Source organism: Allobosea lathyri (genome assembly GCF_900108245.1).
GTDB lineage: Bacteria > Pseudomonadota > Alphaproteobacteria > Rhizobiales > Beijerinckiaceae > Allobosea > Allobosea lathyri.
In genome coordinates, this window is record NZ_FNUY01000001.1 from 209,782 (window position 1) to 227,842 (window position 18,061).

General features: G+C 65.6%; 16 protein-coding genes. 4 read left to right on the forward strand and 12 right to left on the reverse strand.

Features of this window, described 5'->3' with window-relative positions; translation table 11 throughout:
- Positions 1-7: 7 nt before the first annotated feature.
- Both C4S73_RS00905 and C4S73_RS00910 read right to left on the reverse strand, forming a co-directional pair.
- A complete protein-coding gene (locus C4S73_RS00905) occupies positions 8-706 on the reverse strand; it encodes an HAD-IA family hydrolase (protein ID WP_103870596.1) in 699 nt (232 codons plus the stop codon).
- A 42-nt stretch (positions 707-748) separates the two neighbouring features.
- The gene (locus C4S73_RS00910; RefSeq protein ID WP_103871209.1) at positions 749-1,834 is read right to left on the reverse strand and encodes an ABC transporter ATP-binding protein; all 1,086 of its coding nucleotides are present in this window, start codon (positions 1,832-1,834) and stop codon (positions 749-751) included.
- Positions 1,835-2,064: 230 nt separating this feature from the next.
- On the opposite strand from C4S73_RS00910, the gene C4S73_RS00915 reads away from it, so the two are divergent.
- The gene (locus C4S73_RS00915) at positions 2,065-3,018 is read left to right on the forward strand and encodes a LysR family transcriptional regulator (RefSeq protein WP_103870597.1); all 954 of its coding nucleotides are present in this window, start codon (positions 2,065-2,067) and stop codon (positions 3,016-3,018) included.
- Positions 3,019-3,052: 34 nt separating this feature from the next.
- On the opposite strand, the gene C4S73_RS00920 is transcribed toward C4S73_RS00915, so the two are convergent.
- Positions 3,053-4,255, reverse strand: coding sequence for an MFS transporter (locus tag C4S73_RS00920; RefSeq protein ID WP_103871210.1), 1,203 nt, complete (start codon positions 4,253-4,255; stop codon positions 3,053-3,055).
- Positions 4,256-4,387: 132 nt separating this feature from the next.
- Between C4S73_RS00920 and C4S73_RS00925 the strand changes: the two genes are divergently transcribed.
- Entirely contained in the window at positions 4,388-5,251 is an 864-nt protein-coding gene (locus C4S73_RS00925; protein WP_103870598.1) for an AraC family transcriptional regulator, read from the forward strand.
- A 6-nt stretch (positions 5,252-5,257) separates the two neighbouring features.
- On the opposite strand, the gene C4S73_RS00930 is transcribed toward C4S73_RS00925, so the two are convergent.
- From C4S73_RS00930 to C4S73_RS00955, 6 genes are all read right to left on the reverse strand, one after another.
- Positions 5,258-6,319, reverse strand: coding sequence for an NAD/NADP octopine/nopaline dehydrogenase family protein (locus C4S73_RS00930; protein ID WP_103870599.1), 1,062 nt, complete (start codon positions 6,317-6,319; stop codon positions 5,258-5,260).
- 20 nt (positions 6,320-6,339) lie between these two features.
- Positions 6,340-7,461, reverse strand: coding sequence for an NAD(P)/FAD-dependent oxidoreductase (locus tag C4S73_RS00935; protein WP_103870600.1), 1,122 nt, complete (start codon positions 7,459-7,461; stop codon positions 6,340-6,342).
- 49 nt (positions 7,462-7,510) lie between these two features.
- Entirely contained in the window at positions 7,511-8,305 is a 795-nt protein-coding gene (locus tag C4S73_RS00940; protein WP_103870601.1) for an ABC transporter permease, read from the reverse strand.
- A complete protein-coding gene (locus tag C4S73_RS00945; RefSeq protein WP_103870602.1) occupies positions 8,302-9,165 on the reverse strand; it encodes an ABC transporter permease in 864 nt (287 codons plus the stop codon). The genes C4S73_RS00940 and C4S73_RS00945 overlap by 4 nt, the downstream gene beginning before the upstream one ends.
- Positions 9,158-10,231, reverse strand: coding sequence for an ABC transporter ATP-binding protein (locus tag C4S73_RS00950; protein WP_103870603.1), 1,074 nt, complete (start codon positions 10,229-10,231; stop codon positions 9,158-9,160). The genes C4S73_RS00945 and C4S73_RS00950 overlap by 8 nt, the downstream gene beginning before the upstream one ends.
- Before the next feature lie 102 nt (positions 10,232-10,333).
- The gene (locus tag C4S73_RS00955) at positions 10,334-11,386 is read right to left on the reverse strand and encodes an ABC transporter substrate-binding protein (protein ID WP_160115634.1); all 1,053 of its coding nucleotides are present in this window, start codon (positions 11,384-11,386) and stop codon (positions 10,334-10,336) included.
- 205 nt (positions 11,387-11,591) lie between these two features.
- Between C4S73_RS00955 and C4S73_RS00960 the strand changes: the two genes are divergently transcribed.
- Positions 11,592-12,515, forward strand: a complete 924-nt coding sequence (locus C4S73_RS00960; protein WP_103870605.1) for a LysR substrate-binding domain-containing protein — start codon at positions 11,592-11,594, stop codon at positions 12,513-12,515.
- A gap of 3 nt (positions 12,516-12,518) precedes the next feature.
- Here C4S73_RS00960 and C4S73_RS00965 read toward each other — a convergent pair whose 3' ends face one another.
- The 3 genes from C4S73_RS00965 to C4S73_RS00975 form a co-directional block, all read right to left on the reverse strand.
- Positions 12,519-13,994, reverse strand: coding sequence for an MmgE/PrpD family protein (locus tag C4S73_RS00965; protein ID WP_103870606.1), 1,476 nt, complete (start codon positions 13,992-13,994; stop codon positions 12,519-12,521).
- A 7-nt stretch (positions 13,995-14,001) separates the two neighbouring features.
- Complete coding sequence (gene tcuA, locus C4S73_RS00970; protein WP_103871211.1) at positions 14,002-15,486, reverse strand: FAD-dependent tricarballylate dehydrogenase TcuA; 1,485 nt, start codon at positions 15,484-15,486, stop codon at positions 14,002-14,004.
- Positions 15,487-15,758: 272 nt separating this feature from the next.
- Positions 15,759-16,466: a GntR family transcriptional regulator gene (locus tag C4S73_RS00975; RefSeq protein WP_103870607.1), complete on the reverse strand. Its 708-nt coding sequence runs from the start codon at positions 16,464-16,466 to the stop codon at positions 15,759-15,761.
- Positions 16,467-16,610: 144 nt separating this feature from the next.
- On the opposite strand from C4S73_RS00975, the gene C4S73_RS00980 reads away from it, so the two are divergent.
- Positions 16,611-18,038 carry an MmgE/PrpD family protein gene (locus C4S73_RS00980; RefSeq protein ID WP_103870608.1) on the forward strand — a complete coding sequence of 476 codons (1,428 nt, stop codon included), beginning with the start codon at positions 16,611-16,613 and terminating at the stop codon, positions 18,036-18,038.
- The last annotated feature ends 23 nt before the right edge of the window (positions 18,039-18,061 follow it).

Sequence of the window (18,061 nt, forward strand, 5' to 3'; positions counted from 1 at the left end):
GCTGCGCCTAAACCTTCTCGACCGCGTCGGCGAGCGCCTTCAGCGTCGGGAAATGATAGTCTGGCTTGGTCAGCTGCGGCACGGCGGGTGTCCCGCCGAAGCCCTTCTGTCCCTGGCGCCTCTCGATCCAGCAGGTCTTGTAGCCGAGCGATTTGGCGACGCCGATATCGTGGTGCTGGCTCTGGGCGACGTGCAGGATCTCCTCCTGCTTGTAGCCGAATCCGGACTGTCGGCCGCGATTGAAGGCGAAGAACTGCGGATCGGGCTTGGCGCAAAGCGCCTCGTCGGCGGTGACGCTGTCGTGGAACGGATTGCCGAGCGTGTGCGAGTAGAAGGAGAAGGCCGAGCGGTCGGCATTGGTCATGGCGACGAGCCGGAAATGCTTGCGCAGGCGCTTCAGCGCCGCGACCGAATCCGCGAAGGCCGGCCAGCGCAGCACGGCGAGCTGGAAGGCGTCGGCCGCCTGCTCGTCGGTGGGCAGCCCAAGCTCCTTGGCGAGATGGAGATAGACCAGCGCCATCACCTCGCTGGAGCGCTCGTAGTTCAGCTCGCGCCCGCGCAGATAGGGGGTGAAGATCTCGTCGTCGCTGAGCTTGGCTGCTGCCGGGCCACCGATGCGCCTGACCGCCTGGAGAATGCCGGTTTCGAAGTCGATCAGCGTGCCGACGACATCGAATGTGAGGACCTTGAAATCACTGAACGACATGGTTTCGTCTTCTCTTTGGTGGTCGAAAATGGAAAGGCGCGATCAGCCGCCGGTCTTCGGCACGATGATCGTGTCTTGCGGATGCAGGCTGACTTTGAGGCTCTGGCCGATTGGCGGAATGCGGCTCGCCGCCTCGTAATGGCTGGGTTGGCGCAGGCTGAGGGTCGAGCCGTCCTCGAGCGCCAGGAAGACACGCAGGCTCTCGCCCTGGAAGACGATATCGGTCACCCGCGCCGAGAAGCGGTTGCGCTCGGCGGAGCCGGTGCCGTCCTCCACCAGCAGCTTTTCGGTCTGGATCGCCAGGACGAGATCGCCGGCCGGCGCGATCGGCCGGCTGGTGCGCAGGACGGTGCCGCCCAGCGCGACGCTGCTGGAATCGATCCGCCTGACCGGCAGCAGCGTTGCCTCGCCGATGAAGCTCGCCACGAAGGCGTTGGCGGGATGATCGTGCAGTCGTTCCGGCCGGTCGATCTGGACGAGTTTGCCATCCTTGAGAATGGCGACGCGATCGCTCATCGTCAGCGCCTCGCGCTGGTCGTGCGTGACATAGATGATCGTCGCGCCAAGCCGCTTGTGCAACTGCCGCAATTCGATCTGCATGGTCTCGCGCAGCTGCTTGTCAAGAGCCGATAGGGGCTCGTCCATCAGGATCAGGCGCGGCTCGAAAATCATGGCGCGCGCAAGCGCGACGCGCTGGCGCTGGCCGCCCGAGAGCTGCGAGATGCCGCGCTCCTCATAGCCCGCGAGGTCGACCATCGCGAGGGCGCCGCGCACACGCTCGGCGAAGCTCGATTTAGGCAGGCGCCGCGCCCGCAGCGGAAAGGCGACGTTCTCGCCGACATTCATATGCGGGAAGAGCGCGTAGTTCTGGAAGACGATGCCGATGTCGCGCTTGTGCGGCGGCGTGAAGGTGACATCCCGGCCGCCGAAATGGATCGATCCGCCGGAGGGCTGGACGAAGCCGCCGAGGATGCCGAGTAGCGTCGTCTTGCCCGAGCCTGACGGGCCCAGCAGCGACACGAACTCCTGGGGCGCGATGTCCAGCGATACGTCATCGAGCGCCCGCACAGATCCGTAGATCTTGCTCGCGGACCTGATCTCGACGCGTTCGCCACCGGACTCTGCCATTTGCACTCTCCCGTCTCGATACAGCGGCGGCTGGCTGGCGCGGGCAAAGACCGATTTTAGGTCATGCCATAAGTCGGTCTTATGGCGCGTGGAGGCGCCCGACACGTGCCCTTCGGCGGCGCGGATCTCTGTGAACCCGTCGCCGCAAGCTGCATTCGATGCGACGATGAAAGGGCTTTTAGCCGACGGCGGCAATTGCCAAATAATCAGCAGCATCATAACCTGATGTAATGTCAGAGCTGCGCCGCATGGTGTCGTCGAGCAATGCGCTCTTTGTGTTCGAGGCTGCGGCCCGCAGTGGCAGCTTCACGCGTGCCGCCGAGGAATTGAACGTCACGCAGCCGGCTGTGAGCCGCATGCTGTCGCGCTTCGAGAGTTATCTCGGCGTGCGGCTGTTCGAGCGGGCCGGGAAGGGCGCCGCCCTGACCCAGGAGGGCGAGGCGCTCTATCGTCGCGTCGCCGACGGGTTCCGCAGCATCGAGACGGGGCTGCGTGAGATCGAGCAGTTGCGCGCCGGCAAGGAAACCGTGACGCTTTCGGTCTCCTCGGCCTTCACCACGCATTGGCTGATGCCGCGCATGGACCGCTTCCAGCGCAGTTTCCCCAGTGTCGATCTGCGTTTCCAGATGATTGCCGGCTCGCTGCGAGGTCTGGTCGAGAATGTCGATCTCGGGATGCGTTTCGTCGGGGCCGACGAGATCAGCCAGCCCGGCTCGCTTGTCGTCAGGGAGGTCATGCTGCCGGTCTGCAGCCCCGGCTATCGCCGGCACGGGCGCGATGGTCCCGGACATCTCGATGATGGCAACACCATCATCCACCTGACGGACAGCTCATCGGACTGGCCGAGCCAGTATCCGCCTTTCGAGACCGGCCGCGTTGGGCAGATCAAGACGCTGAGCTTCTCCGACTATGCGGTCGTCGTGCAGGCGGCGCTGCTCGGACAGGGGATAGCCTTCGGCTGGAGCACGGTCGTGGCCCATGCGCTGATCTCGGGCGCACTGGTGCCGGCATCCGCGCGCCTCACCGCCGGGGAGCGCGTCTGCGTGCTGATCACACCGCGCAACCGGCCGGTCCGGCCGATCGTCAAGGAGATCCGCGACTGGATCGTCAGCGAACTCAGGGCCGAGATCGAGGCGATCGACCAACTCTATCCCGATCTCGGCCTGCTCGACGCGAGCTACTGACCATCACAGCGCAGCTGACGCCCTAGCGGAGGCTTCACGCCGGCCTGTGCGGGATGCGCGGCAGGAGGATGGTCAGGAGCCCCAGCAGCGGCAGATAGGAGCAGATGCGATAGACGAAGGCGATGCCATGCGTGTCGGCGAAGCCGCCGAGGAGAGCAGCTCCCAGGCCACCCGCGCCGAAGGCAAAGCCGAAGAACACGCCGGCGATCAGCCCGACACGGCCCGGCACCAGTTCCTGCGCGAACACGACGATGGCGGAGAAGGCCGAGGCGAAGATCAGGCCGATCACGACGCTGAGCACACCGGTCCAGAACAGGTTGGCATAAGGCAGCAGCAACGCGAACGGGATGACGCCAAGGATCGAGAACCAGATCACGAAGCGCGCGCCCATCCGGTCACCGATCGGGCCGCCCATGAAGGTTCCGATCGCAGCGGCACCCAGGAACAGGAACAGCATCAGCTGAGCGTCACGCATGCCGAGCTGGAACTGATCGATGACGTAGAAGGTGAAATAGCTGGAAATGCTGGCTATGTAGACGTTCTTGGTCGCGGTCAGCAGCACGAGGATCAGCATCGCCTGGACGACCCGCCCCTGCGGCAGAGGCAAGGCGCGGCTGGCAGGCGGGCGGCCGGCATTCTGCCTGCGGTGGCCCGCATACCAGGTGCTGACCCAGCTCAGGATGACCATGCCCAGCAAAGCGATGACGGCAAACCACGCCACGCTGCCTTGCCCGAACGGCAGGACGATGAAGGCCGCGAGCAACGGCCCGATGGCCGAGCCGACATTGCCGCCAACCTGGAACAGGGATTGCGCGAGGCCATGGCGCCCGCCCGAGGCCAGCCGCGCGACACGTGACGATTCGGGGTGGAAGACCGCCGAACCGAAGCCGATCAAGCTGGCCGCGACGAGCAGCAGCGTGAAATTATGGGCGTTGCCGAGCAGGATCAGGCCCACGCAGGTGCTCGCCATGCCAGCGGGCAGCGAATAGGGCATCGGCCAGCGATCGGTCACCATGCCGACGACGGGTTGCAGCAGCGAGGCCGTGACCTGGAAGGTCATGGTCAGCAGGCCGATCTGCACGAAGTCGAGATTGTAGTTCGCCTTGAACAGCGGATAGAGCGAAGCGAGCAGCGACTGCATGACATCGTTCAGCAGATGGCCGAAGCTCACTGCGAGCACGATCGAGAGCGTCGTCTTCTCGACGCGGGCCTGGCTCTCCGGGAATGCTGCAACCATCGACATCGTCTCCTTCACGCGGCAGCAGCCAAGCTGTCGTGCCCTGGCCTGTCGCGTCGGCCTCCTTCTACAGCCCTTGTGAGTGACCTTCATTTGTGTTTCGGTCGATTTCTTTCGCGATCGGGCCAAAGAATGAAGAAGCCTCCGCAGCAACTGCTCGACGTGCTCGCCGATCGCCATCGCCGCAATCTCGGCTGGATCGCGCAGGCCGAAGGCGATGTGCTGCTGAACAGTTCGGACAATCCCGCCGGCTATACGGTTCCCCTGCATAGTCACCAGCGGGTCCAGCTGCTCTGCGTTCTCTCCGGCGTCGTGCTGGTCACGGTCGAGCGCAGCCGGTGGATGATCCCGCCCGGTCACGCGCTTCTCATTCCCCACGGCCTGCAGCATTCGGTGGAGATGCTGAGCGATGTCAGCGTGAAATCGATCTACCTGTTTCCGGAAAAGTCGGCGCTGGCGCAGCGCACGCCGCAGGTGCTCGAAGTCACCGAGCTCGCCCGCACCCTGATCATCGAGGCGATCCGGCTGCGCGACCTCGCGGCCGACAACCGCAAGGCCGATCTCGTCCTGAAATTGCTGATGGAGGAGATCGCGTCGCTTGAGCCGCGGCCCCTTGGCCTGCCCTTCCCGGCTGACAATCGCCTGTCCCTCCTGTGCCGGGCCTATATGGCCGCGCCATCGGCGAATGCGCGGCTCGACGATTGGGCTGCCAAGCTCGCGATGAGCAGGCGGACCTTCACGCGCTTCTTCCTCAAGGAGACAGGGGTCAGCTTCGTGACATGGCGCCAGCAGGCGAGCCTTTTCGCCTGCCTGCCCAAGCTCGCCGAGGGCGCGCCGGTCACTCACATCGCGATGCTGGCGGGCTACGACAACGTAGCAGCCTTCACCACGATGTTCAGGCGCCTGCTGGGGACGCCTCCACGCAGCTACATGCGCGCCTCCGCCACCGGCGCGCCGCGGCGGCCGATGGCAAAGGCGAATGTCCGATTGGGATAGTGTGTCCTAGGCGGCGATGGCAGCCAGAGAGGCCCGGTCCAATCCGAGAGCCAGCAGGGCCGGCAGGATGTCGTTGTCGACCGATAGGTCCCGCCCGTAGAGCGCCGAAAAGATCGCAAGCCCGGCCTCATGAAGCGGGGTCGCGACGCCGACCAGCGTCCCCAGCGTGACCATAGGCAGCAGGCCGAAGGGCACGTCCTCGAGCGTGTAGCGGGTGTCGATCGTTGCCGGTCCAAGCGTCGGCTCCTGTCGCGATGCGAGCAGTGCGGCGGTTTCTCCCAGCGGGGCGTCGGGCACGCCATAGGTCAGGGAGTAATGCTCGCGCATCGTGCGCACCTCGACGCCAAAGGCCTTGGCGACAGCGAGGCGCTCGGCGTCGATCGCTTCGAGCAGGCTGCCGACCGCCATCGTCATATGCTCGCTCTGGCCCCAGGCCTCGGCCTTTTCCATGCGGGTGAAGTTGCAGAGCGCCAGCGCCATGTGGCTTTGCGGATTGACGTTGCTCAAGGCCACCGCGAGGACGTTCGAGATCGCGCGGAAGCGGTCGCCGAACAGGGCCTTGCAGACAGTCAGGCCGCGCTCGGCAGCATCAGTCGGCAAGGTCGACATATCCACCTTGCCGCGAAGGGTCGCGACTTTCACTGACGTGTCGCTCGTCTGGCGCGCACGCAGCACCGTCGTGCTGAGCGCCGCGACCGGGATGTCGAGCCCGCGATCGGCGATCAGCCGCGCCAGATAGACGGCGCCCAGCGAAGCGTGGGAGCTGATCACCACCGTCTGTCCGGAGACGAGATGGGGTGCCATCGCATCCATCACCGCCTTGTGGCCGTTTGCTGGGAGAGCGATCAGGATGGCATCGGCCCCCGCCAGCGCCGAGGCGCAGTCCGTGGCGATCGTCGGCTTGAATTCGCCGGCGACGACGCCCTCGCTGCGGAGCGGCTTGCCCTGCGCCAGCGCGGTCGTGCGGCGGCCGGACGGCGACCACAATACAGCTTCATGGCCGTTCTGGATCAGCAGCGCGGCGCTCGCATAGGCGATTGCGCCTGCGCCCATGATGGCGACTTTCATGTTCGAACCTCGTGCGGTCGTCAGTTGAAGAAGCGAGCGGGCCGGAATTCGGCCAGTTCGGAGCGGGTGCGTCCTCGCACGAGTTCGTCGGCAATGGCTTCGCCCAGGAAGGCGCCGAGCGTCACGCCGCTATGCGTGACGGCGACGTAATAGTTGTCGAGCCCCGGAACCGGTCCGACCGCCGACAGCGTGTCGCGCGGAATCGGCCGGATGGCGATGCGCACGGCCTCGACCTCGATGGCGCGTAGCGCCGGGATCGTCGTTTTGGCGCGGGCAAGCAGCTCCTGGGCCTGCGGATGCGAGGGCAGGGAGGCGGCGTCGGCGGCAACAAGCCGGTCGAGTTCGTTCGAGCGCAGCAGGAACCTGCCGCCGCCATCAGGCCTCATATTGAGCAAAGGGGTCCGCAAGGCGCTGCGAAGGGTCACACCCGCCGGTGGCGTATAGGCGACGAGGCCGACAGTGGGGGCCAGCGGAACCTGATGTTCCCGGCGATTGGCGACGTCATTGGACCAGCGTCCCGAGCAGTTCACGACGACGTCGGCATGGATTGGATCGCCGCCTTCGATCTCCACGCCGTCGCAGCGGCCGCCGTTGACGATCAGGCCGGAGACCTTGGCGTTGACGTAATGCGCGCCGTGGCGCTCCTGCGCGGCGGCGACGAGCGCGCCGGCATAGGGCACGGGGTCGAGCCAGCCATCGCGGGGGTAGTGGATCACCGGCGCATTGCCGATGACATCGGGATCGATCTCCGGCTCCAGTTCGCGGACCTCTTCCAGGCTGAGCAGTTGTGCCGGATAGCCCCAGTCGATCAACTGCTTCAGCTTCACCAGCGGGTCCGTGCCGTCGCGCGCGCCGGCTTCGGCCTCCGCATTCTGCCACTGCAGCACGCCGGGGCGATGGTACCAGTCCGCTCCGGGAAACTCGGAGAGAATGTCTTCATGGGCCTGCCGGCCGGCGAAGTTCAGCTTGTAATAGGCGTGCGAGGTCAGCTTCTCGCAGGCATTGACCCAGGCATAGGTCACGCTGGACGTGCCGCCGCCGATCCGCCTTTCCTCGACGACCGTGACCTCGGCACCCGCCTGGGCGAGGCGATAGGCGACCGACGAGCCGATGACACCGGCACCGACGACGATGGCTTTCATCTTCAGTTTCCCTAACGATTGAGACGAGGAGGCTCGGCGGACCGCGCTGTCAGCCCTTGCCGACCAGCATGCGGTCGAGCCCGTAGATGCGGTCGACGAGGAGCATCAGCAGGAAGGTCAGCAGGATGACCACGGTCGAGACCGAGGCGACCAGCGGGTCGATCGATTCCTCGATGTAGTGGTACATCTTGACTGGCAGCGTCATCGATGACGGCGTCGCCACGAATACGGTCATGGTCACCTCGTCGAAGCTCTGGATGAACGAGATCACCCAGCCTCCGGCGACGCCCGGGATCATCAGCGGAAAGACCACCCGCCGGAACACCGTCCAGCTCGAAGCGCCCAGCGAGATGGCGGCGCGCTCGATGGCCGGGTCGGCCGCAGTCAGGGCGGCGAGCACCAGCCTCAGGCCATAGGGGAAGATGATCAGCACATGGCTGGCAAGCAGGCCCGCAGTCGAGCCGGTGATGTTGACCTGCGTGAAGAAGCGCAGGAACGCCACGCCGAGCACGACATGCGGGATGATCAGAGGCGACAGGAACAGCCCGACAAGCGCCTCGCGCCCGGCGAAATTATGCCGCGCCAGCGCCAGCGCGGCGGGAACGGCGAGCGCCATCGCGCAGGTCGCGGCGACGACCCCGAGCACGATGCTCATCCAGAAGGCCGAGACGAACTGGGGATTGGCCAGGATGGCCTTGAACCAGCGCAGCGAGAACGAGGTGGTCGGCAGCGAGAGCAGATTGCTCGGCGTCAGCGACATCCACATCACCACGATCAGCGGCGCGAGCATGAAGACGACGAAGAGGCTGTGGCAGAGCAGGGCGACAGGACCGTTGCGGTTCATCGGGCAAACCTCGCATAGCGCCGCTCGAGCATGCGGTTGTAGGTCAGCATGATCGTGGCGTTGACGATGAGCAGCACGATTGCGATCGCCGCGCCGAGCGGCCAGTTCAGCGTGCCCAGGAACTCGTCATAGGTGGCGGTGGCGACGACCTTGAGCTGGCGGCCGCCGATGATGGCAGGCGTGGCGAAGGCGCTCGCGGCCAGTGCGAAGACGATCAGCGAGCCCGAGAGGATGCCGGGCAGGATCTGGGGCAGGATGATCCTGATGAAGATCGTGACCTCGCCGGCGCCGAGCGACTGCGCCGCGCGAACCACTTTGGGGTCGAGGCGCTGGAGCGCGGCCCAGACCGAGATGATCATGAACGGCACCGCGACATGGACGAGCGCGATGACGACACCTTGTATGGTGTAGAGCATCGGGATCGGCCCGCTCGACAGGCCCAGGGCGGAGACGACATTGTTGATGACGCCGTTGCGTCCGAACAGCAGCGCCCAGCCGAGGGTCCGCACCACGACCGAGATCAGCAGCGGGCTCAGCGTCACGATCAGGAAGATCGAGCGCCAGGGCGGCCGCATGCGCGACAGGAAATAAGCCTCTGGCGCGCCGATCAGCGCGCAGATCACCGTGGTCGCCAGCGCGATCCCGACGGTCCGCAGGAAGATGGCGTGGTAGTAGGGGTCTCCCAGCGTATCCGCATAGTTCGACAGCGTTGCCCCGCCGGTCGCGCCGGTCGCCAGGTCGAAGGACTGGAAGCTCAGCACGGCGATCATCACCAGCGGCGTCACCAGCAGCGCTGCGAAGAACAGCAGCGCCGGCAGGCTGAGCCAGAACGGAACCCGGCTTTTCGATGCGTTAGCCATTGCGCTTGCCCGCGATGATGGCGGCGTCCTCGGGCCGCCAGTCGAGCCCGACCCGGTCGCCCTCGTTGAAGGCGGGCGCCCCGCGATGCGGTTCCGACGACAGGACCGTGCCGACGGGCGTCTCGATTGCAAACAGCCAGGAACTGCCCTGGAAGACACGCGAGGTCAGCGTCCCCGCGAGAAAGCCTTCATCCGCTGAGACGAGGCGAACCTTTTCGGGACGCAATGCGATCACCACGTCATTGCCCGCCTGAAGAGATGGCTGCATCGTGCCGGGCACGGCCCGGTCGACGCCGTCGATCCAAAGCGTACAGCGCCCGCCATCAATCGAGACGATCCTCGCCTTGAGCTGGGACGAGCGGCCGACGAAACTCGCGGCGAAGTGGCTCGTCGGTGCGTCGTAGAGCGTCAGCGGGTCCGCGAGCTGGACGATCCGCCCGGCGTCCATCACCGCGATGCGGTCGCAGGTCGCCAGCGCCTCGGCCTGATCATGGGTCACCATGATCGTCGTCGTGCCGACGCGGCGCTGGATCGCCCGGATCTCGACCTGCATCTCCTCGCGCAGCTTGGCGTCGAGATTGGAGAGCGGCTCGTCGAGGAGCAGGAGGGCGGGCTCGATGGCAAGTGCCCGCGCCAGCGCCACGCGCTGCTGCTGCCCGCCCGATAACTGCCGGGGATAGCGATCCGCGAGATGAGCGAGATGCACCAGATCCAGCGCTTCCCTTACCTTCTGCTGGCGAGCCGGCTTGGCAACCTTCCGCATCTCGAGCCCGAAGGCGACGTTTTCCGCCACCGTCAGGTGCGGAAACAGCGCATAGCTCTGGAAGACGATCCCCATGCCGCGCTGGCTGGCCGGAACGCCCCGGAGGTTGCGCCCGTCCAGCATCACTTCGCCGCTGGTCGGCTCCTCGAAACCGGCAACGATGTTCAATGTCGTGGTCTTGCCGCAGCCCGAGGGGCCCAGCAGCCCGACGAATTCGCCGGGCTCGATCGCCAGGTCGATTCCGTCGAGCGCCGTGAAGGCAGCAAAGCGCTTGGTAAGCCCGCGAAGGGCGATCTTGGCCATAGTCGACTGTGATCCATGAAATGGCCTGCGCTGCGGGCGCAGGCCTTGGGTCCGGGACAGGCCTTACGCCCGGGGGCAGGCCTTATGTCCGGAGAGGGAGCTTCAGCGCTCGATTTCGCGATTCCAGCGCTGCGTCCACGCCGCCCGGTTCTGGTTCACCGTCGGCCAGTCGATCTTGGCGAGCTTGGCGACGGCCTCGTCGCCAACCGCAAGACCAGCAGCCTCGTCAGCTGTCAGTTCGGTCTTGCGGTTCACCGGGCCATAGCCCGCCCCGGCAAAGATCTTCTGCATGGCGGGCGACAGCATGTGCTGGATGAATTTCTGCGATTGCGGCGCGACGTCGCTATCGACGACGGGGCACATCGTCACCATCAGCGCGCCCGCACCTTCCTTCGGCTCGGCAACCTCGAGCGGCAGGCCTTCCTTCTTGAGCGCGACGGCGCGCGAGCGCGAGATCACCGTCAGCGCGATCTCGCCGCTCTGCAGGAGCTCCTCGAGCTTGGGTGCCGACGGCGCGAAGGTCAGGATATTCGGCCGGATCTTGTCCCTGAAGGCGACGAAGCCGGGATCGATCTTGGCCTCGCCTCCCCCTTCGGCGCGCGCCACCATGATCAGCCCATGCAGGCCCGTCGTGCTGGCGGCTCCGAGCAGGGCAAGCTGGCCCTTATAGGCGCTGTTGCCGAGGTCACCCCAGGATGTCGGGACCGGCCAGCCCTTCTCCTTGAAGATCTTGGCATTGTAGACCGGGCTGGTGACGCCGATCCCGAAGGCGATCGCCTTCTCGTCCAGCTTCGCGATCGGGTAGACGTCGTCCAGCACGGGCGCCTTCTCGATCGGCGCGCAGAAGCCGAATTGCACCGCCTGATACATCGGGCCGTCATCGACGATCGCGATGTCGATCTCCTGCTTGCCGCGCTGGGCCTGCAGCTTGGCGAGCGTCGCCGTCGACTGCCCGGCGACATACTCGACCTTGACGTTGTTGGCCTTCTCGAAGGGCGGGATGATGTCGTTGCGCATCAGCCGCTCGAAGGAGCCGCCATAGCCGGCGACATACATCGTCTGCTGGGCCAAGGCCGCAGAGCTGAGTGCGCTGCCGATAACGAGCGAGACGGCGAAGAGAGATCCCAGGCGGGCTGGATGCTGCAGATGAGCCACGACAAATTCCCCTGTTTGGCCGGGAGCATTCCACCCCCGTTGCCACCAAGGTTCGCGAGACCGCCCCATCTGTCAATTGACTGATTCTGGATCAAGTCATTCGGATTTGATATGATGGCGGCTGTATTTTGAGCCATGGCCGATTTATGTCCGCGCAGCGGGTCGCTTAAGCGGCTCTGGAACAACGGAACGGGGCTGCCTGATTATGTCTCACATCACGCACAAGCATCTCGAAGCGTTCAACGCGATCGTTCATGTCGGCAGCTTCACCAAGGCCGCGCGCGTGCTGCGCACCTCGCAGCCTTCGATCAGCAGGTTGATCAAGGAGTTGCAGGAGACAGTCGGCTTCGCGCTGTTCACGCGCGTCGACGGCCAGACTGTGGCCAGCCCCGAGGCGCTGGCGCTACACCAGGAGGTGGATCGCAGCTTCGTCGGCTTGGACCGGATCACCGAGCGCGCCGCGCAGATCCGCGAGCGCAGGGTGGAGCATCTGCGGATCGTGAGCATGCCGGCGCTGGCGCACACCTTCCTGCCGGTTGCGCTGGCCGGCTTCCTGCGGGAGCGGCCCGGGGTGGTTGCCTCCATGCAGGTGCAGCGCTCGGAGACGATCGCATCCTGGGTTTCGACGCAGCAGTTCGATGTCGGCTTCGCGATGATCCCGATGGAGAAGCCCGGTGTCGAGATCGAGCTGTTCGATCCCGCGATCGGCGTCTGCGTCATGCCGGCCGGTCACCTGCTTTCGGCGAAGGTGCAGATCGGCCCACATGATCTCGACGGCATGCCCTTCGTCGGCAAGGGAGCGGGTAGTTTCATGTATCGGACGCTCCAGCAGGTGCTCGACGATGCCGACGTGCGTTGCGACGTACGTTTCGAGACCCCGATCGCCGCCATCGCCTGCCAGATGGTGGCCCAGGGGCTGGGCCTGACCATCGCAGACCCGTTCACCGCCAAGGCGTTCGAAGCGCAAGGCCTCGTCTCGCGCCCTTTCCGACCCAAGATCCCTTATAATTTCGGGGTTCTCTTTCCCTCGCACAGCGTCCGGTCCCGGCTGGTGGTCGAGTTCGTCGAGCATCTCGAAGCGGAACGTTCGACACTGCTCGGCGATTCCGACATGCCGCCGCCCTCCTGATCTCTACGGCACCCAGGTGGTTTCCGGTGCAGCCTCGGTGCCGGCCGGTGCGAGCCTGATCTTCTCGGGCGGTCTGGTGTGGAGCGGGCTGACTTCGAGAAGCCGCGTCACCTGGGCGATGTCGCTCACGCCTTCCAGCGTCTCAAGACGTTCGAAGAGAGGCGCCACCTGCTCGCGCGGCAGTGTGCGTTCGGCGCAATCGGAGAACTTGTCCCAGAGTTCGTCCGATGACATCGGATAGGCGCCACCGCGTCCGACGAGGTTCTCGATGCGCCGCTGCACGGTGCGGCCGTCCTTGAGCGCCACGATGACTTCGGCGCCCCATTGCTCCTCGGCATCATCAAGCATCTCCGGATGGGGCAGCGCCTGCGTGATCTCGAGCAGGCGCGTGATCGCGGGGTCGAAATGCGCCTCGCCTTCGAAATCCTTCAGCCGGACCGCCCCGTCCTTCAGCGCTCGCGCGCAGACATATTGCACGCTGAACTTGGCTTCGAGCGATGTCTGCGGCCTGGGCGTGTTAGTGTGCTTCAGCCTTCGGCCATGCGGCAGCAGCGTGATGCCGGCGACGTCGTCGTGGCGCAAGCCGTGCTCGCGCTTCAGCTCCTGCATCATGAAGATCGCCGAATGTGTGCTTCCGCAGCAGGGATATTGCTTCAGGCCGATCGTGTCGGCGGCGATCTCCAGCGGCGCGGCCCAATTGGCGAAGATCTTTTCGGCGTCGAAGGTTCCCGGCCCGTTGAAGACGTTGAGGAAGCCCTGCTTGTGCTCCATCACCTGGAGCGAGGCGTCGAAGCCCCGCTCTGCCAGCAGCGCAGCGAGCAGGCCATTGCGGCCGCACTGGCCGATATGCAGCGGCTTCGTCATGGTGCCGAAATTGGCCTTGAGCCCGCTCGCGAGCGAGGCCGCGATTGCCAGCGCCGTTGCGGTCCGTTGCGGGCCCAGTTGCAGCAGATGCGCTGCCGCCGCGACGGCTCCGAAAATGCCCAGCGTCGCGGTTGGATGCCAGCCCTTGTCGTAGTGATGGAAGTTGACAGCGCGGGCGAGGCGGATTTCGGTCTCGACCCCGACGACATAGGCCGTGATCAGCGCGCGACCGGTCGCGCCGCGCTCCTCCGCAAGCGCGAAGAGCAGGGGAACCAGAGGCACCGACTGGTGGCCGCCGAGCACGCCGCTGAAATCGTCGAAGTCGAGCGCATGCGACGCGGTCCCGTTCACCAGCGTCGCGTCGAGCGCGCTGGTGCGCCGGCTCGTGCCCATGATCAGGGATTTACCTGGAGAATCGGCGACGCCCGGCGTTTCCTTGAGGATGCGCGTGCAAGGCTCCTCGGCGCCCGCAAGGGTGACGCCGATCGTGTCGAGGATGCAAGTCCGCGCCTGTTTGAGCGCCAGCGGCGTGACCTGCTCCGCTTTGAAGGCGCAAACGAGCTCCGCCAGCCGGACGATGATGGGATCTGACTTGGTCGCGTCGGCCTGGCTCATGGCAGCCTCACATCGTTGCGGCGTTGCGGCCGGCGATGCGGCCGAAGGTGGCGCCCGAGACGAGCCCCGTCCCGGCCGGGTAGTTGTCGTAGAACAGGCCGCCGACCATCTCGCCGCAGCAGAACAGGCCCTTGATGACGCGCCAGTCGGTGCCGACGATCTGGGCGTTCTCGTTCACCTTGAGCCCGCCGAAGGTGAAGGTGATGCCGCCGGTCGCGCTGTAGGCGACATAAGGCGGCTTATCGAGCTTCACCGCCCAGTTCGTCTTGGGCAGAGCCAGCCCGTTCGTGGCGACGCCGTCCTTCTTCGTCGGGTCGTAGCGCTCGTCGGCGACGTTGGCGGCGGCGTTGTATTCGGTGATCGTCCGCAGCGCCTGGGACTTGTCGTCGATGTCGAGCTGGTCTAGCAGGCCCTCGATGGTGTCGGCGGTGATCGGCGTACTGGTCTGGTAGCGCGGCTCCAGCAGATGAATGACCTTCTGGTCGAAGATCTGCCAGGCTTTGGCGCCCGGCTCGGCCAGGATCGCGCGGCCGAATTTGGCATAGGTGAAGAGGGCGCCGTCCTCGCCCTCGTCGACGAAGCGCAGGCCCTTGCGGTTCAGCATCACGCTGTAGACATAGCTCAGCCGGTTGCTTCGGTCGGTCAGTTCGCGCGGCGCGAAATCGCCCCAGTCGGCGCTGATCGGGGTGGCGTGGCAGCCGCTCCACTGTCCCCAGGGCATGGCGCCGATCGCCATCGCCATGCGCAGGCCATCGCCCTGATTGTGAGGCGTGCCGCGCACTTTCGCGGCGCCGACGAGCGGGCCAATATGCTGCGTGCGCATCTGCACATTGGCCTCGAATCCGCCGCAGCCAAGCACGATGGATTTGGCGTGATAGGTCTTGAAGCCATCGTCATCGCGCACTTTCACGCCAGAGGCCCGGCCCGAAGAGTCCTGCAATAGCTCGACTGCGGCACTGCCGTAGCGGATGTCGACGCCCATGCTTTCGGCGGTCTGGAACCAGCTCCGGGACAGGCCGACGCCCTCATGCGCTGCCCGCACGACCAGTCCGCGCGCCCATACCATCGTGTTGCCCTTGCGGACGGCCGACAGTGTGATGGCCGGTTCCATCTTGATGCGGCCGGTCTGGTTCATCCAGAAAACCGTGTCCTTCGAATTGTCGACGAGAACCCGCGACAGCACTGGATCGGTGCGCCCGCTGGTCACGCGCATCAGGTCGCCGTGATAGTCGCCGCGCGTATAGGGCTGGATGCCGTCGTAGAAATTCTCGAACTGCTCTTCGGCGTCGGGCACCAGCGGGCCGATCTCGCGCGGATCGTCGAAGGCGAAGCGCAGGACGCCGCCGCTCCAATGCGTGTTGCCGCCACGCATCTCGCGCGGGGCCTTTTCAAGGACAAGCACGCGATTGGCGCCGTTCTCCTTGGCCGAAACGGAAGCGGCCAAGGCCGCATTGCCGGCACCGACGACGATCACATCGAATTCTTCCTGCATCATCTCGCTCCCTGAAGCCGCACAGGCTGCGCCTCTCATCGATGCCGAGAGGTTCGTTCAAGCAGCGTGCATTCTGGTGAGTACTTCTGTATACAAACAAATGCAAGCCAGTTTCGAGTCGAGGCGGCGACGTGCCGAGGGGCAGGTGGGATGCTGAATGTCCGAACGCAGCCACAAGCACTGCCCCGCCCGGCGGTCGGGCCGGGCGTGCCGCGGGGATGGTCGGGACTCACCGTGAAAGGGGACGCGGCTTTGCGCGTCGACCGGCTGGCTCAGAAGACCGGGGCGGGCGTGCCGGAGGCTTCCAGCTCCTCGAGCCGCTTCACGACATGCAGGCGCGAGTTGCGGATATGCGTGCGCATTGCGGCCTCGGCCGCGTCCGGGTCGCGGGTCCGGAGCGCTTCGAGGATCGTGAGGTGCTCGTCATAGGCGTTCTTGGCCCGCCCGCCGAAGGTGCTCGAACGATAGCGATAGATCCGCAGCAGGTCGTACATATCCGTGCACAGCATCTGGATGAGGCGCTCGTTGCGGCTCGCCGTGACGATCTTGAAATGGAAGTCGAAATCCCGAGCCTGCTGGTAGTAGCCGGTGCCGGCCTGCACGCTGTGCTGCTCGCCATGCTCGGTCAGCAGGCGTTCGAGGTCGGCAAAGTCCGCCGGCGTCATCACCTCGGCAGCGAGGCGGCACGCCATGCCTTCGAGAGCCTCCCGAACGATCATCAGATCCGTCAGGTCCCGCCACGAGAGCTGCGTGACGTGGACGCCGATATTGGCGGTGCGCTGGAGCAGCTGACGACCTTCGAGGCGCCGGATCGCCTCGCGCAACGGACCGCGGCTGACGCCGAAGGACGTCGCCAGTCCCTGTTCGCTGAGCCGGCTGCCGGGCGCGAGTTCGCCGCTGATGATGGCGGCTTCCAGGCGCTCGGTCACGACGTCGACGAGCGAGCGAGCTTTTACGCGGCCACTGAGAAGTTCACTCATGGGAGTTCATGCGCCCGATTCATACCGCCGATGCCAGTTGCTTATGCAGCAGCGCGCTCGGGGAGTAAACTGTTGACACTTGGCCTGCCGCCGACCGTATTCGACTGAAAACGCGCCGACAGATGCGCTCGAAGGAGGACTACCATGGGAGCCGCTGCAACACCCGCAATCTCCATCGCCAGGGCAAGGAGTGGCGCCGCGCCGGCCTCTGCGCTGGCGCAAATGGCCGCGAACCTGACATGCGAGGCGGTGCCGGAAGCGGCGCGTCACCGGGGCAAGCTTTCGATCCTCGACGCGCTCGGCGTCGGGCTGGCTTCGAACGCCTTTCCCTATGCCGACCGCGCGCTGGCTGGCATCACGGCGCTTGCCGGCGAAGCCGGATCTGGCAGCGTCATCGGACGGCATGAGCGACTGCCGGTCCGCGATGCGGCGCTGGCCAATGGCATCCTGATCCATGGCCTCGATTTCGATGACACGCATCTCACCAGCATCGTTCATCCGACCGCCGCATGCCTGCCTTGCGCCTTGTCGATGGGGGAGGCGCTAAAGGTCGATGGCCGCACATTCCTCGCCGCCTTCATGGCCGGCATGGAAACGGCGGTCAGGGTCGGAGCGGCCGTGAAGGGCGGCTTCCACCATGTCGGCTTCCACGCGACTGGCATCGTCGCCCATTTCAGCTCGGCGGTCATCGCGGCGAAACTCCTGAACCTGAGCGCGGACCAGATCGTTGGCGCGCAGGGCATCGCCGCCAGCACGGCCTCCGGGGTTCAGGTCTTTCTGGAGGAGGGCGCCTGGACGAAGCGCTTCCATCCCGGCTGGGCAGCAGTCGCGGGGATCACGGCGGCGAGGCTGGCGCAGGCCGGCTTTATCGGCCCCAGCCGCCCCTATGAGGGCAGGTTCGGGCTGTTCGACACTCATCTTCAGGCCAGGGCAGATCATGTCGACCTCGACGTCATCGTCGACGATCTCGGGACGCGCTGGCATTTCGCCGATACCGCGCTCAAGCCTTATCCGGTCTGCCATTTCATTCATGGCTGCGCCGATGCGGCCATTGAGCTCAGCGCCTCCATCGAATGGCGCGATATCGCCGCCGTCGAGGCTTTCCTGCCCAAGGACACCATGCCGATCGTCGCCGAACCGGCTGCTGCGAAAGAGCGCCCGACGACGGATTACGAGGCGAAGTTCAGCGCGCAATTCGTCGTCGCGACCTGCCTGATCAAGGGACGCTTCAATCTGCCGGAGCTGCGCGACGAGGCCCTGCGCGATCCCGACGTGCGCGAACTCGCCACGCGGGTGAAATGCTCGGTCGACGGTGCCTCGGCCTTCCCGCAATACTTCTCCGGCGGCGTGAAACTCACCCTCAAGGACGGGCGCGAGCTGTTCCGGCATGTGCGCGTCAATAGCGGCGCCGGCGAGCGCTCGCTCGACACGGACGGCGTCTCGGCCAAGTTCATGGCCTCGGCATCGCTGGCGGTCGACGAGGCTCAGGCGGCTGCGGTGCGAGAGGTCGTTCTCGACATCGAGAACCGGACGGTCGCCGACCTTACAGCCGCGCTTCGCGCAAGAGGTTGAGGACGACGGCCGATCGCTGCCCG

Excerpts from the sequence above, each read along its gene's own strand:
- C4S73_RS00905 (WP_103870596.1), bottom strand. The coding sequence starts at position 706 with ATGTCGTTCAGTGATTTCAAGGTCCTCACATTCGATGTCGTCGGCACG.
- C4S73_RS00930 (WP_103870599.1), bottom strand. The coding sequence starts at position 6,319 with ATGAAAGTCGCCATCATGGGCGCAGGCGCAATCGCCTATGCGAGCGCC.
- C4S73_RS00920 (WP_103871210.1), bottom strand. The coding sequence starts at position 4,255 with ATGGTTGCAGCATTCCCGGAGAGCCAGGCCCGCGTCGAGAAGACGACG.
- C4S73_RS00960 (WP_103870605.1), top strand. The coding sequence starts at position 11,592 with ATGTCTCACATCACGCACAAGCATCTCGAAGCGTTCAACGCGATCGTT.
- C4S73_RS00915 (WP_103870597.1), top strand. The coding sequence starts at position 2,065 with ATGTCAGAGCTGCGCCGCATGGTGTCGTCGAGCAATGCGCTCTTTGTG.
- C4S73_RS00910 (WP_103871209.1), bottom strand. The coding sequence starts at position 1,834 with ATGGCAGAGTCCGGTGGCGAACGCGTCGAGATCAGGTCCGCGAGCAAG.
- C4S73_RS00980 (WP_103870608.1), top strand. The coding sequence starts at position 16,611 with ATGGGAGCCGCTGCAACACCCGCAATCTCCATCGCCAGGGCAAGGAGT.
- tcuA (WP_103871211.1), bottom strand. The coding sequence starts at position 15,486 with ATGCAGGAAGAATTCGATGTGATCGTCGTCGGTGCCGGCAATGCGGCC.
- C4S73_RS00940 (WP_103870601.1), bottom strand. The coding sequence starts at position 8,305 with ATGAACCGCAACGGTCCTGTCGCCCTGCTCTGCCACAGCCTCTTCGTC.
- C4S73_RS00975 (WP_103870607.1), bottom strand. The coding sequence starts at position 16,466 with ATGAGTGAACTTCTCAGTGGCCGCGTAAAAGCTCGCTCGCTCGTCGAC.
- C4S73_RS00925 (WP_103870598.1), top strand. The coding sequence starts at position 4,388 with ATGAAGAAGCCTCCGCAGCAACTGCTCGACGTGCTCGCCGATCGCCAT.
- C4S73_RS00950 (WP_103870603.1), bottom strand. The coding sequence starts at position 10,231 with ATGGCCAAGATCGCCCTTCGCGGGCTTACCAAGCGCTTTGCTGCCTTC.
- C4S73_RS00945 (WP_103870602.1), bottom strand. The coding sequence starts at position 9,165 with ATGGCTAACGCATCGAAAAGCCGGGTTCCGTTCTGGCTCAGCCTGCCG.
- C4S73_RS00935 (WP_103870600.1), bottom strand. The coding sequence starts at position 7,461 with ATGAAAGCCATCGTCGTCGGTGCCGGTGTCATCGGCTCGTCGGTCGCC.
- C4S73_RS00965 (WP_103870606.1), bottom strand. The coding sequence starts at position 13,994 with ATGAGCCAGGCCGACGCGACCAAGTCAGATCCCATCATCGTCCGGCTG.